The organism is Pseudomonas sp. (assembly GCF_026224925.1).
Classification (GTDB): domain Bacteria; phylum Pseudomonadota; class Gammaproteobacteria; order Pseudomonadales; family Pseudomonadaceae; genus Aquipseudomonas.
On record NZ_JAMFRV010000238.1, the window covers coordinates 1 to 13,614 of the forward strand.

Consider the following 13,614-nt stretch of genomic DNA (forward strand, 5'->3'; position numbering starts at 1 on the left):
CCCTGCTCTAAGCGTTCAACTAGTGTTGTTCAAAATTGTTCAAAGTCAACCTGTGAAATGTTCAATTGTTCAGTGTTAGGTGCTCACTTAAGTTCGGTTGTGAATGTCACAGGTTCCTGGTTTTTTATTAACTGTTTGTTTTTCAATAAGTTAGACGAATCAGCGCATGCTTCGATTCGATTGGCACGAATGTGGCTATCTCAAAACGATTCACAGTTGTCCCTGAATCTAATAATAAATAGGGCACGCCACATGTCTTTAACGCTAGAGCGTGTTAGTCGCTCAGTCGAAGGTCAAATCTGGATCGACGACGTAAGCCTGGGCTTTGAGGCCGGGTCATTCAACGTGTTGCTGGGTCGCACGCTCTCCGGCAAAACCAGCTTGATGCGCTTGATGGCCGGTTTGGATAAACCCGACAGCGGTCGGATCCTGATGAACGGTATCGACGTCACCCAAACCTCTGTGCGCAAGCGCAACGTGTCGATGGTTTATCAGCAATTCATCAATTATCCGACCATGACCGTCTTCGACAACATCGCCTCGCCGTTACGCCAGGCCGGTGTCTCGAAGGCGCTGATCCAGAGCAAGGTGCTGGAGACCGCACGGATGTTGCGGATAGAAAAATTTCTCTCGCGTTATCCCCTTGAACTGTCGGGTGGGCAGCAGCAACGAACGGCCATGGCGCGGGCGCTGGTCAAGGATGCCGAGCTGATTCTGTTCGATGAACCCCTGGTCAATCTCGACTACAAGTTGCGTGAAGAGCTGCGTCAGGAAATGCGCGAACTGTTCGAGGCACGCCATACCATCGCCATTTACGCCACCACCGAGCCCAACGAAGCCTTGGCCTTGGGCGGCACCACCACCGTGCTGCACGCAGGGCGTGTGATTCAAAGCGGAAGGACCCCGGAGGTGTATCACCAACCAAAAACCGTGCTGGCCGCCGAGTTGTTTTCCGAACCGCCGATCAATTTGATGCCGGGGCGCATCGATGGCAACGAAGTGAGTTTTGCCAACTTCGTGCATTTTCCGCTCAACGTCGACCTGCGCGCTATTGGCGACGGTGAGTACCGCTTTGGTGTACGTCCCAGCCATATCAGTCTGGTGCCGTCCAATGACGATGACCTAGAGCTGGCGGTGACGGTGGAAGTTGCCGAGATCAGTGGTTCAGAAACCTTCTTGCACGTGCGCAACGAGCACTTCCTGATGGTCCTTCATTTGCCAGGTGTGCATGAGTACGACGTCGATGCGCCAATTCGTATCTACATCCCGACGCATAAATTATTCGTCTTCGATCAGCAAGGTCAATTGATCCAGGCGCCCAGCCGCCGAATCGCGAGGGTTGCCTGATGGCCGAAATTCGCTTGCAGAAACTGGCTCATAGCTACAGCAGTCACCCCACCAGTGCCGATGACTACGCGATTCGTGAGATGAATCACATTTGGGAGCAGGGCGGTGCCTACGCCTTACTCGGGCCTTCGGGTTGTGGCAAATCGACCTTGCTCAATATTATTTCCGGGTTGCTGAGCCCATCAGAAGGGCAGGTGTTGTTTGACTCCAAAGTGGTCAACGACCTCACGCCCGAGAAGCGCAACATTGCTCAGGTTTTCCAGTTTCCGGTGGTGTACGACACCATGTCGGTGTACGACAACTTGGCGTTTCCCCTGCGTAATCAAGGCATGGCCGAGAATAAAATTCACAGCAAAGTCCAAGAAATTGCCGAAATTCTGGACCTGCAAGCGCTGCTGAAAAAGAAAGCACGCAACCTGACGGCTGATGAGAAACAAAAGGTTTCAATGGGCCGGGGACTGGTACGAGACGACGTTTCAGCGATCCTGTTCGACGAACCTCTGACGGTGATCGACCCGCATTTGAAGTGGAAGCTGCGGCGCAAGCTCAAGCAGATCCATGAGCAATTCAACATCACCATGGTCTACGTCACCCATGACCAACTTGAGGCCTCGACCTTTGCCGACAAGATCGCGGTGATGTATGGCGGCCAGATTGTGCAGTTCGGCACGCCGCGCGAACTGTTCGAGCGGCCTAGTCACACCTTCGTCGGTTATTTCATTGGCAGTCCCGGCATGAACTTGATTGACGTTCAGCCTCAGGCCGGTGGCGTGGGCTTCGGTGACGTGCATCTGCCGCTGTCCGAAGGTTTGCAGCAGAAGATCGCCGAGACCCAATGGACGAGCCTGAAAATCGGCATTCGGCCTGAGTTCGTGCACATATGGGAAGGCCCTTTCGACGACGCGCTGTGCGCTGACGTTTCCCACGTTGAAGACCTTGGGACCTACAAGATCCTGACGTTGAGCCTGGCGGGGCAGACGCTCAAGGTTCGAATCCAGGAAGACAAGCCAGTGCCCGAGAATCAGGCCTGGGTCAGTTTCCCTAGCCAATGGCTGATGGTCTATGCCGACGACTACTTGCTGGAGGTCAGTCCGTGAATAAGGTCCAGAACAATAAGGCGTGGTGGCTGGTACTTCCGGTGTTTCTGTTGGTGGCGTTCAGCGCCATTATTCCGATGATGACCGTGGTCAATTACTCGGTGCAGGACATTTTCGACCTGTCGAGTCGTTATTTCGTCGGGGCCGACTGGTTCAGGCAAGTGCTGCAAGACCCTCGGCTGCATGACTCGCTGCTGCGTCAGTTCATTTACTCGTTCTGCGTGTTGGGGATCGAAATCCCGCTGGGCATCGGCATCGCCCTGACCATGCCGACCAAAGGCCGTTGGTCGTCGTTGTGCCTGATTGTGATGACGATCCCTTTGCTGATTCCGTGGAACGTAGTGGGGACTATCTGGCAGATTTTTGGGCGCGGCGATATCGGGCTGCTGGGCTGGACCCTGAACAAAATCGGCATGAATTACAACTATGCGGCTAACGCATCGGACGCCTGGGCGACGGTGCTGGTCATCGACGTCTGGCACTGGACCTCGCTAGTAGCACTGTTGTGCTATTCCGGTCTGCGCGCCATCCCGGACGTGTACTACCAAGCCGCGCGTATCGATCGGGCATCGGGCTGGGCGGTGTTCCGACATATCCAGTTGCCAAAGATGAAGAGCGTGCTGCTGATCGCCGTGATGCTGCGCTTCATGGACAGCTTCATGATCTACACCGAGCCGTTCGTGCTCACTGGCGGCGGTCCGGGCAACTCCACCACCTTCCTCAGTCAGACCCTGACCACCATGGCGCTGGGGCAATTCGACCTGGGGCCGGCGGCGGCGTTCTCGCTGGTGTACTTCCTGATCATCCTGTTGGTGTCGTGGGTGTTCTACACCGCCATGACCCACGGCGAAAAGAACTGAGGGCCGGCCATGAGACTGGGGAAAATGAAACTGCAAAAAGTCGTGCCGTTGTGGATCTACATTCTGTTCCTGTTGGTGCCGATCTACTGGCTGGTGAACATGTCGTTCAAGACCAATACCGAGATTCTCGGTGGCCTGACCTTGTGGCCGCAGGACTTCACAATGGCCAACTACCACATGATCTTTACCGATCCCGTTTGGTACAACGGCTATCTCAACTCCTTGTATTACGTGTGTCTCAATACCGTGATTTCCCTGAGTGTGGCGTTGCCGGCAGCCTATGCCTTTTCCCGCTATCGCTTCCTCGGTGACAAGCATTTGTTTTTCTGGCTGTTGACCAACCGCATGGCGCCACCGGCGGTATTTCTGCTGCCGTTCTTTCAGTTGTATTCATCGATTGGCCTGTTCGACACAGCCCTGGCGGTCGCCTTGGCACACTGTCTGTTCAACGTGCCGCTGGCGGTCTGGATTCTGGAAGGCTTCATGTCCGGCGTGCCCAAGGAAATCGACGAAACGGCGTATATCGACGGCTACAGCTTTCCCAAATTCTTCGTGAAGATCTTCATCCCCTTGATTGGCTCCGGGATCGGCGTGACGGCGTTCTTCTGCTTTATGTTTTCTTGGGTCGAGCTGTTGCTGGCGCGAACCCTGACCTCGGTCAATGCCAAGCCGATTGCGGCGGTGATGACGCGCACGGTGTCGGCGTCGGGGATCGATTGGGGGGTGTTGGCGGCAGCGGGGGTGTTGACCATTCTGCCGGGGATGCTGGTGATCTGGTTTGTTCGTAATCATGTGGCCAAGGGCTTTGCCCTCGGCCGAGTTTGAGGAGCTGACACATGGAATGGATGGCCTGGACTTCCCTGACGGCTACGTTTTTCTGCTGCATTGGTGTGCTGCTGGTCTGCATGACGACGTGGGAGTTGCGCTCGCCGAGTATCGCGCGTCGTGGTTTTTTACCGATTGCCACCAGTCGTGGTGATCGTTTGTTTATCGGTCTTCTCGGAAGCGCCTTCCTGCATTTACTGGTCATCGGCGCGACCGACTGGAGCATCTGGGTCGCATCGCTGATGTCCCTGGTGTGGCTGTTGGTGTTGATGCGTTGGGGTTGACGGATGGAGGTTCGTGGGCAGTGCAAGCGACTTGATCGGTAGGTCCCGTAAGAATTTGGCGACGTTTGAATCAAAATTTGGAGGTGTCTATGTTCAACAAAAACAACAAACTGCGACATAGCGTGACGCTGGCTTCGCTGCTGGCGCTCAGCGGATTGAGTATGTCGGCCTGGGCCGATCAGTATGAGGATGCGGCCAAGAAGTGGATCGGCGATGAGTTCAAACCGTCGACCCTGACCCCCGAGCAACAGCTTGCCGAGTTGAAATGGTTCATCAAGACGGCCGAACCCTTTCGCGGCATGAGCATCAAGGTGGTGTCTGAATCGTTGACGACTCACAAATATGAGTCAGAGACGCTGGCGAAGGCGTTTACCGAAATCACCGGGATCAAGGTCACGCACGACGTAATGCAAGAGGGGGATGTGATCGAGAAACTGCAGACCTCTCTGCAGTCGGAAGGCCGGAGTATCTACGACGGTTGGGTCAACGACTCCGACTTGATCGGTACGCACTTTCGTTACAGCAAGACGGAATCGCTGACCGATCTGATGGCCAATGAGGGCAAGGATTACACTTCGCCGACCTTAGACGTCAAAGACTTCATCGGTACTTCGTTCACCACTGCACCGGATGGCAAGCTGTATCAGTTGCCCGATCAGCAATTTGCGAACTTGTACTGGTTCCGTGCCGATTGGTTCGAACGCCCGGACCTGAAAGCTAAGTTCAAGGCTAAATACGGCTACGAGCTGGGAGTGCCGGTCAACTGGTCAGCCTATGAAGACATCGCCGAGTTCTTTAGCAACGACGTCAAGGAAATCGATGGCAAGAAGGTCTATGGCCACATGGACTACGGCAAAAAAGATCCGTCTCTGGGTTGGCGCTTCACCGATGCCTGGTTTTCCATGGCGGGCAGTGGCGACAAAGGTCTTCCTAACGGCAAGCCGGTGGACGAGTGGGGGATTCGGGTAGAGGGTTGCCATCCAGCGGGTTCGAGCATTACCCGTGGCGGTGACACCAACGGTCCGGCGGCGGTGTATGCCACGCAGAAATACATCGACTGGCTCAAGGCCTATGCACCGCCAGCAGCAGCCGGCATGACCTTCTCCGAAGCCGGGCCGGTACCGGCGCAAGGCAACATCGCGCAACAGATCTTTTGGTACTCGGCCTTTACCGCCGACATGACTAAGCCAGGGCCGGTGATGAACGCCGATGGCACGCCGAAATGGCGGATGGCACCGTCGCCTAAAGGCCCGTATTGGAAAGACGGCATGAAACTCGGTTATCAGGATGTAGGGTCATGGACCTTCCTGAAGACGACGCCAGAAAAAGAAAAACTCGCGGCTTGGTTGTACGCGCAGTTTGTGACCTCGAAAACCGTGTCCCTGAAGAAAACCATCGTCGGCCTGACGCCGATTCGTGAGTCGGACATCAACTCACAGGCCATGACCGATCTGGCGCCGAAGCTCGGAGGCCTGGTGGAGTTCTACCGCAGCCCGGCCCGTGTGCAATGGACGCCAACCGGCACCAACGTGCCGGATTATCCGAAGCTGGCACAACTGTGGTGGCCACATGTGGCTGAAGCGGTGACTGGTGAGAAAACCGCGCAACAGGCATTGGACGGCCTGGCTAAGGATCAGGATGACTTGATGACTCGCATCGAGCGTTCCAAGGTGCAGGATGCCAGCGGTTGCGGGCCGAAGATGAACTCAATCACCACGGCGGAAGAGTGGTACAAAAAAGGCGAAGCCGCAGGCGGCACTGCGCCACAACGCAAATTGGCTAACGAGAAGCCGAAAGGCGAAACCATCAGCTACAACGAGTTGCTGAAGTCCTGGAAAGACGCCAGTACCTTGAAATCTGCTGCCAAATAAGTAGCGCTGAAAATAAAAAACGGCACCCTGGAGGTGCCGTTTTTTATGCGTATCGATTCTCTGTAGGAGCCAACTTGTTGGCGAAGGTTTTATGCGGTGTACCTGATCAACCGCCTCGCCTGTAGACCGAATTTATTCGGGAAGCGAGCAACACGGTTATCTGATTAACCGCTTCGCCAACAAGTTGGCTCCTACAGAGGGTTATCGGTTCAAACGTGCAGTGTTTCAGCTGCGTACAAGGTATTTTCCAGCAAGCAAGCCCGGGTCATTGGGCCGACGCCGCCGGGAACAGGCGTGATCCATCCTGCGCGGGGCAGGGCGGTTTCGTACACCACATCGCCGACCAGTTTGCCGTCTTCCTGACGGTTGATGCCGACGTCGATCACGATCGCACCTTCCTTGATCCACTCGCCCTTGACCAGGCCCGGCTTGCCCGCTGCGACCACCACCAGGTCCGCTCGGCCGACATGGCCTGCCAGATCACGGGTGAAGCGGTGCGTGACCGTAACGGTGCAACCGGCCAGCAACAGTTCCATCGCCATCGGACGGCCGACAATGTTCGACGCGCCCACCACCACGGCATCCAGCCCGTAGAGGTCTACCCCGGTGCTTTCCAGCAGGATAATGATGCCTTTAGGCGTGCAAGGGCGCAGCAGTGGAATACGTTGGGCCAGACGCCCGACGTTATACGGATGGAAGCCGTCGACGTCTTTGTCCGGTCGGATACGCTCGAGCAATTTTGACGAATCAAGGTGCGCTGGCAGCGGTAACTGCAACAGCACGCCGTCGATACTGTCATCGTCGTTGAGCCTGTCAATCAGAGCGGTCAGCTCGTCTTGGGTGGTGTAGGTGGGCAGGTCATAGGCTTGCGAAAGGAAGCCGACCTCTTCGCAATCCTTGCGCTTATGTGAGACGTAAACCTGAGACGCGGGATCGCAGCCTACCAGAATCACCGCCAGGCCCGGCGTGCGCAGGCCCTGCTGGTGACGCTCGGCGACACGTTTGGCGATCTGCTGGCGCAGATTGGCTGCGATCGCTTTACCGTCTATTAGTTTTGCAGTCATTACGCGTGATTAACCATCGAAAGGGATTGAAAAAGAGCGCGCATTCTCGCATGACATCGCCTTAGGGCAAAGGCGCTTGGTTGGCAGATTCCCCTAAGCCCTTTATCTAGCTGAATTTTTTTCGAAAAAGAGTTGACGACTATCGGGGTCGTCTATAAGATTCGTCGCACTTGTCGGGTAGAGCCTAGCACTGGTTAAGAAAGTCAGGCAGAGTGGTTGGTTCGCTTAGCGTGACTGAAAGCTCTTAATTTGTAGTCGGTAAAAGATACAGATTAAATAAGCGCCCGTAGCTCAGTTGGATAGAGCATCCGCCTTCTAAGCGGATGGTCGCAGGTTCGAGTCCTGCCGGGTGCGCCATTCAGGCAACTTTGGCACAAGTAACGTTGTATCGATGTACCGGTCACACGCAATTTGGTGGGCGTAGCTCAGTTGGTAGAGCACGGGATTGTGACTCCCGTTGTCGAGGGTTCGATCCCCTTCGTCCACCCCATATTAGAAAAGGCGCCAGATTTAAATATCTGGCGCCTTTGCTTTAAAAGTTTGACGCGCGGATGTGGTGGAATTGGTAGACACACTGGATTTAGGTTCCAGCGCCGCAAGGTGTGAGAGTTCGAGTCTCTCCGTCCGCACCAAATACAACTTTGTGAATGATCTATTCGCAAAGAGAAAAAAAGCCGCCTAGTGCGGCTTTTTTTGTTTCAACATATTGGGTTTTATCCCTGGCGTCGGTTGCTCAGGCTGTTTTTTTCGGCGTCAGGCGTGTTTTTGATAAGCGGTTGTGGTTGGGTTGTTGGCGGTCGCGAATAGGGGTTTCCTGCTTCTTTATATAGGACAGGGCTGCGCCAGACACTTCGCCTGCCGACTGGCCTCAACTGTTCACAAGGATCGTCGTCGATCCCTCGCGCCGGTTGGATTTCACGCCGTTTGTTTGCCCTTTTTCAGTAGGGTGACTTCTTGAGTTTGACCCACTAGAATGCATGCCCTTGATTCTGGGGTCGGAAACGGCCGGCTAACGTTTGTGCAACGAGGAATATCCATGCAAGTTTCTGTTGAAAATACTACTGCTCTTGAGCGCCGCATGACCATTGGCGTGCCTGCCGAACGCATCGAGACTGAAGTCAACAAGCGTCTGCAACAAGCGGCCCGTAGTGCCAAGATCCCAGGCTTCCGTCCTGGTAAAGTGCCTATGAGCGTTATCCGTCAGCGTTATGAAGACGGCGCCCGTCAGGAAGCGTTGAGCGAACTGATCCAGGCAACTTTTTACGAAGCAGTGGTTGAGCAGAAGCTGAACCCGGCTGGCGCACCGTCCGTAGAGCCTAAAACCTTTGAAAAAGGTAAAGACCTGGAATACGTGGCTACTTTTGAAGTATTCCCGCAATTCACGGTTGCAGGCTTTGAGTCCATCGCTGTCGAGCGTCTGAGCGCAGACGTAGCTGACGCGGACCTGGACAAAATGCTGGAAATCCTGCGTAAGCAGAATGTTCGCTTTGAAGTCACCGAGCGTGTTGCTCAGAATGACGATCAGTTGAACATCGATTTCGTTGGCAAGGTTGACGGCGAAGTATTCGCTGGCGGTTCGGCCACTGGCACCCAGTTGGTATTGGGTTCCGGTCGCATGATCCCTGGTTTCGAAGAAGCCCTGGTCGGCGCTAAAGCTGGCGAAGAGCGCGTTCTGAACCTGACCTTCCCGGAAAACTATCAGAACCTTGACCTGGCTAACAAAGCAGTCGAGTTCACTGTGACCGTCAACACTGTCTCTGAGCCTAAATTGCCTGAGCTGAACGAAGAGTTCTTCACTCAGTTCGGCATCAAGGAATCGGGCGTTGAAGGCTTCCGCACCGAAGTTCGCAAGAACATGGAGCGTGAACTGCGTCAGGCGATCAAATCCAAGGTCAAGAATCAGGTAATGGACGGTCTGCTGACCTCCAACCCGATCGACGTGCCTAAAGCGTTGCTCGACAACGAAGTCAATCGTCTGCGTGTGCAGGCTGTTCAGCAATTTGGCGGCAACATCAAGCCTGACCAACTGCCGGCAGAGCTGTTCACCGAGCAAGCCAAGCGCCGCGTGGAGCTGGGCCTGATCGTTGCTGAAGTGGTCAAGCAGTTCGACCTCAAGCCTGACGACGCTCGCGTTCGTACCATGATTCAGGAAATGGCATCGGCTTATCAAGAGCCTGAGCAGGTTGTGTCCTGGTACTACAAGAACGATGAGCAACTGAACGAGGTTCGTTCGGTTGTGCTGGAAGAGCAAGTTGTGGATACTGTTTTGCAGAAAGCTAGCGTGACCGACAAATCGGTCTCTTACGAAGAAGCTGTCAAGCCGGTTGAAGCACCACAAGCCGACTGATTTCATCTTTCGTTCGAAAACACCCATAAGCCAGCCTTCGTGCTGGCTTATGTGTATTCAAGAAATGACTATTTGGGAGTGAATGCAGGATATGTCCCGCAATTCTTATATTCAGCAGAACTCTGACATCCAGGCCGCTGGCGGCCTGGTCCCGATGGTTATCGAGCAGTCTGCCCGTGGCGAACGCGCCTATGACATCTACTCGCGCCTGTTAAAAGAGCGAGTGATCTTTCTGGTAGGCCCGGTAGAAGACTACATGGCCAACCTGATCGCGGCGCAACTGCTGTTCCTTGAAGCCGAGAATCCGGACAAGGACATCCATCTTTATATCAACTCACCAGGCGGTTCGGTGACTGCAGGCATGTCGATCTACGACACCATGCAGTTCATCAAGCCAGACGTATCGACCATTTGTATCGGTCAGGCCTGCAGCATGGGTGCCCTGCTGTTGGCTGGCGGCGCCGCTAAAAAGCGCTACTGCCTGCCGAACTCGCGAATGATGATTCACCAGCCATTGGGCGGCTTCCAGGGTCAAGCGTCGGATATCGACATCCATGCCAAGGAAATCCTGTCCATTCGTGCTCGCCTGAATGAAATTCTGGCTCACCATACCGGGCAATCGATTGAGACGATCGAGCAAGACACCAATCGCGACAACTTCATGAGCGCCGAACGCGCTGCTGAATATGGTCTGATCGATCAGGTACTTACTCAGCGTCAAATGGCTAAGTAAGTAGCTCAATCGTAGGTGGTCAGGATTACTGACCACCTGCGGACTTGAAAAAGCCCGCAATAGCCTTCATCTTGTGTTGCAAGCCTACCGGATTGGATCGATCGAATGACTGACACTCGCAACGGCGAGGACAACGGCAAGCTGCTCTATTGCTCCTTCTGTGGCAAAAGCCAGCATGAAGTGCGCAAATTGATTGCCGGCCCCTCTGTTTTTATCTGTGACGAATGCGTCGACCTGTGCAATGACATCATCCGAGAGGAGGTGCAAGAAGCCCAGGCTGAGAGCAGCGCGCACAAATTACCATCGCCGAAAGAAATCAGCGGCATTCTTGATCAATATGTGATCGGTCAAGAGCGTGCGAAAAAGGTTTTGGCTGTAGCGGTGTACAACCACTACAAGCGCCTGAATCAGCGTGACAAAAAGAATGATGATGTTGAACTGGGCAAAAGTAACATCCTGCTGATCGGCCCTACGGGTTCAGGCAAGACGTTGCTCGCCGAAACTCTGGCGCGTTTGCTCAATGTACCGTTCACCATCGCCGACGCCACCACCTTGACCGAAGCCGGTTATGTGGGTGAAGACGTGGAAAACATCATTCAGAAGCTGTTGCAGAAATGTGATTACGACGTAGAGAAGGCCCAGATGGGTATTGTCTACATCGATGAAATCGACAAGATTTCGCGCAAATCCGACAACCCTTCGATCACGCGTGACGTTTCTGGTGAGGGTGTGCAACAAGCCTTGCTGAAGCTGATCGAAGGCACCGTGGCTTCTGTTCCTCCTCAAGGGGGGCGCAAGCATCCACAGCAGGAATTCCTGCAGGTGGACACGCGTAACATCCTGTTTATCTGCGGTGGCGCCTTCTCGGGCCTCGAAAAGGTTATTCAGAGCCGTTCTACTCGCGGCGGCATCGGCTTCAATGCTGAAGTTCGCAGCAAGGAAGAAGGCAAGAAGGTTGGCGAGTCACTGCGTGAAGTCGAGCCTGACGATTTGGTCAAGTTCGGTCTGATCCCAGAATTCGTGGGCCGTCTGCCGGTTCTGGCCACGTTGGACGAATTGGATGAGGCTGCTTTGATGCAGATCCTCACCGAGCCGAAAAACGCGCTGACCAAGCAATACGCAAAACTGTTCGAAATGGAAGGCGTGGACCTTGAGTTCCGTGCCGATGCGTTGAAGTCCATCGCCAAACGTGCGCTTGAGCGCAAAACTGGCGCTCGGGGTCTTCGCTCCATTCTTGAGGGCGTTCTGCTCGACACCATGTACGAGATCCCTTCGCAATCCGAAGTGAGCAAGGTGGTGATCGATGAGAGCGTCATCGAGGGTACGTCCAAGCCGCTGTTGATCTACGAAAACAGCGAGCCGGCTGCCAAGGCTGCTCCAGACGCGTAAGTGAAGTTGCTGCGCGGCTAAGTAATGAAAAGTAACGAAAAAGGGGACCTTCGGGTCCCCTTTTTCTTTATCTGCTCCAAAGCTTGTTTTTTTGGGGATCTACCCCCATCTTGATTCCAAGCTTAATTCCATCTGTCCGCGGCCTATGGCCGCCGTAGGGGCGAAATCATGAAGACAACCATCGAATTGCCTCTCTTGCCATTGCGCGATGTTGTGGTTTATCCGCACATGGTTATCCCACTGTTTGTGGGGCGCGAGAAGTCTATCGAAGCCCTTGAGGCCGCGATGACCGGTGACAAGCAAATTCTCTTGCTTGCCCAGAGAAATCCCGCAGACGACGATCCGGGTGAAGAGGCGCTTTATAGCGTCGGCACTGTTGCAACGGTATTGCAGCTGCTCAAGCTGCCTGACGGCACCGTCAAGGTGCTGGTCGAAGGCGAGCAGCGTGGCACTGTCGAGCGCTTCATTGAAGTCGATGGTCACTGCCGTGCTGAAGTCACCCTGATCGATGAAGTCGATGCGCCTGACCGTGAATCCGAAGTGTTTGTGCGCAGCCTGTTGGCTCAGTTAGAACAATACGTACAGCTGGGCAAAAAAGTCCCGGCCGAAGTTCTGTCTTCGTTAAACAGCATCGACGAGCCGGGTCGCCTGGTCGACACCATGGCCGCTCACATGGCGCTGAAAATCGAGCAAAAGCAGGAAATACTTGAAATCGTTGACCTGTCGGCACGGGTTGAACACGTGCTGGCACTCTTGGATGCAGAGATTGACTTGCTGCAGGTCGAGAAGCGCATCCGTGGTCGCGTCAAGAAGCAGATGGAGCGCAGCCAGCGTGAGTACTACCTGAATGAGCAGATGAAGGCCATTCAGAAAGAGCTGGGCGACAGCGACGAAAGCCACAATGAAATCGAAGACCTGAAAAAGCGCATCGATGCGGCTGGTTTGCCCAAGGATGCGCTAACCAAGGCGCTGGCTGAGCTGAACAAGCTCAAGCAAATGTCGCCTATGTCGGCTGAAGCCACGGTGGTTCGTTCCTACATCGACTGGTTGGTGCAAGTGCCTTGGAAAGCCCAGAGCAAAGTGCGCCTGGACCTGGCCCGTGCTGAAGACATTCTCGACGCAGACCACTACGGTCTGGACGAAGTCAAAGAACGCATTCTCGAATACCTCGCCGTGCAAAAGCGCGTGAAGAAGATTCGTGGTCCGGTGTTGTGTCTGGTAGGGCCGCCGGGTGTGGGTAAAACCTCCCTTGCCGAGTCGATTGCCCACGCGACAAACCGTAAATTTGTGCGGATGGCCTTGGGCGGTGTGCGTGATGAAGCCGAGATTCGTGGCCATCGCCGGACATATATCGGTTCGATGCCAGGAAGATTGATACAAAAAATGACAAAGGTGGGCGTCCGCAACCCGCTGTTCCTGCTCGATGAAATCGACAAAATGGGCAGCGACATGCGCGGTGATCCGGCGTCGGCGTTGCTTGAAGTGCTCGACCCAGAGCAAAACCACGCGTTCAACGACCACTACCTGGAAGTCGACTACGACCTTTCCGATGTGATGTTCTTGTGCACCGCGAACTCTATGAATATCCCTGCGGCGTTGCTGGACCGGATGGAAGTTATCCGTTTGCCTGGCTACACCGAAGACGAAAAAATTAACATTGCAGTCAAGTACTTATCGCCAAAACAGATTCAGGCTAATGGCTTGAAAAAGGGCGAAATCGAGTTCGACGAAGAAGCGATTCGCGACATTGTCCGTTACTACACCCGTGAAGCAGGCGTGCGTAGCCTGGAGCGTCAG

At 54.5% G+C, this 13,614-nt stretch carries 11 protein-coding genes and 3 tRNA genes; 13 read left to right on the plus strand and 1 reads right to left on the minus strand.

What is annotated here, in order from left to right; translation table 11 throughout:
* The first annotated feature begins 252 nt into the window (after window positions 1-252).
* The 6 genes from M0974_RS10245 to M0974_RS10270 all read left to right on the plus strand — a co-directional run bounded on the left by M0974_RS10245 (window position 253) and on the right by M0974_RS10270 (window position 6,284).
* Window positions 253-1,347: an ABC transporter ATP-binding protein gene (locus M0974_RS10245; RefSeq protein WP_297835901.1), complete on the plus strand. Its 1,095-nt coding sequence runs from the start codon at window positions 253-255 to the stop codon at window positions 1,345-1,347.
* A complete protein-coding gene (locus M0974_RS10250) occupies window positions 1,347-2,444 on the plus strand; it encodes an ABC transporter ATP-binding protein (protein ID WP_297835903.1) in 1,098 nt (365 codons plus the stop codon). Before M0974_RS10245 ends, M0974_RS10250 begins: the two co-directional genes overlap by 1 nt.
* A complete protein-coding gene (locus M0974_RS10255) occupies window positions 2,441-3,304 on the plus strand; it encodes a carbohydrate ABC transporter permease (protein ID WP_297835905.1) in 864 nt (287 codons plus the stop codon). Before M0974_RS10250 ends, M0974_RS10255 begins: the two co-directional genes overlap by 4 nt.
* A gap of 24 nt (window positions 3,305-3,328) precedes the next feature.
* On the plus strand, window positions 3,329-4,129 hold the full coding sequence (locus M0974_RS10260) for a carbohydrate ABC transporter permease (protein ID WP_297835907.1): 801 nt from the start codon (window positions 3,329-3,331) through the stop codon (window positions 4,127-4,129).
* Between the two features lie 11 nt (window positions 4,130-4,140).
* Window positions 4,141-4,413 (plus strand): DUF2160 domain-containing protein, encoded by a 273-nt coding sequence (locus tag M0974_RS10265; RefSeq protein ID WP_297835908.1) that lies wholly within the window; start codon window positions 4,141-4,143, stop codon window positions 4,411-4,413.
* A gap of 89 nt (window positions 4,414-4,502) precedes the next feature.
* Window positions 4,503-6,284 (plus strand): ABC transporter substrate-binding protein, encoded by a 1,782-nt coding sequence (locus tag M0974_RS10270; RefSeq protein ID WP_297835911.1) that lies wholly within the window; start codon window positions 4,503-4,505, stop codon window positions 6,282-6,284.
* Between the two features lie 209 nt (window positions 6,285-6,493).
* Here the strand turns inward: M0974_RS10270 and folD are convergent, their stop codons facing one another.
* Window positions 6,494-7,348 carry a bifunctional methylenetetrahydrofolate dehydrogenase/methenyltetrahydrofolate cyclohydrolase FolD gene (gene folD, locus M0974_RS10275; protein ID WP_297835912.1) on the minus strand — a complete coding sequence of 285 codons (855 nt, stop codon included), beginning with the start codon at window positions 7,346-7,348 and terminating at the stop codon, window positions 6,494-6,496.
* Between the two features lie 280 nt (window positions 7,349-7,628).
* Here folD and M0974_RS10280 point away from each other — a divergent pair.
* The 7 genes from M0974_RS10280 to lon form a co-directional block, all read left to right on the plus strand.
* Window positions 7,629-7,705: transfer RNA gene (locus tag M0974_RS10280), tRNA-Arg, on the plus strand.
* Between the two features lie 57 nt (window positions 7,706-7,762).
* Window positions 7,763-7,838, plus strand: a tRNA-His gene (locus tag M0974_RS10285).
* Window positions 7,839-7,895: 57 nt separating this feature from the next.
* Window positions 7,896-7,980, plus strand: a tRNA-Leu gene (locus M0974_RS10290).
* A gap of 404 nt (window positions 7,981-8,384) precedes the next feature.
* Window positions 8,385-9,695 (plus strand): trigger factor, encoded by a 1,311-nt coding sequence (gene tig / locus M0974_RS10295; RefSeq protein WP_297835914.1) that lies wholly within the window; start codon window positions 8,385-8,387, stop codon window positions 9,693-9,695.
* 91 nt (window positions 9,696-9,786) lie between these two features.
* Window positions 9,787-10,428: an ATP-dependent Clp endopeptidase proteolytic subunit ClpP gene (gene clpP / locus M0974_RS10300; RefSeq protein WP_297835915.1), complete on the plus strand. Its 642-nt coding sequence runs from the start codon at window positions 9,787-9,789 to the stop codon at window positions 10,426-10,428.
* Between the two features lie 105 nt (window positions 10,429-10,533).
* Window positions 10,534-11,817, plus strand: a complete 1,284-nt coding sequence (gene clpX, locus M0974_RS10305) for an ATP-dependent Clp protease ATP-binding subunit ClpX (protein ID WP_297835917.1) — start codon at window positions 10,534-10,536, stop codon at window positions 11,815-11,817.
* Window positions 11,818-11,985: 168 nt separating this feature from the next.
* Window positions 11,986-13,614 (plus strand): endopeptidase La (lon, locus tag M0974_RS10310; protein WP_297835918.1); only part of this gene is annotated, 1,629 nt, incomplete at its 3' end.

Coding starts and splice junctions, on each gene's coding strand:
- M0974_RS10245 (WP_297835901.1), top strand. CDS start 253: ATGTCTTTAACGCTAGAGCGTGTTAGTCGCTCAGTCGAAGGTCAAATC.
- M0974_RS10250 (WP_297835903.1), top strand. CDS start 1,347: ATGGCCGAAATTCGCTTGCAGAAACTGGCTCATAGCTACAGCAGTCAC.
- M0974_RS10260 (WP_297835907.1), top strand. CDS start 3,329: ATGAAACTGCAAAAAGTCGTGCCGTTGTGGATCTACATTCTGTTCCTG.
- M0974_RS10265 (WP_297835908.1), top strand. CDS start 4,141: ATGGAATGGATGGCCTGGACTTCCCTGACGGCTACGTTTTTCTGCTGC.
- M0974_RS10270 (WP_297835911.1), top strand. CDS start 4,503: ATGTTCAACAAAAACAACAAACTGCGACATAGCGTGACGCTGGCTTCG.
- folD (WP_297835912.1), bottom strand. CDS start 7,348: ATGACTGCAAAACTAATAGACGGTAAAGCGATCGCAGCCAATCTGCGC.
- tig (WP_297835914.1), top strand. CDS start 8,385: ATGCAAGTTTCTGTTGAAAATACTACTGCTCTTGAGCGCCGCATGACC.
- clpP (WP_297835915.1), top strand. CDS start 9,787: ATGTCCCGCAATTCTTATATTCAGCAGAACTCTGACATCCAGGCCGCT.
- clpX (WP_297835917.1), top strand. CDS start 10,534: ATGACTGACACTCGCAACGGCGAGGACAACGGCAAGCTGCTCTATTGC.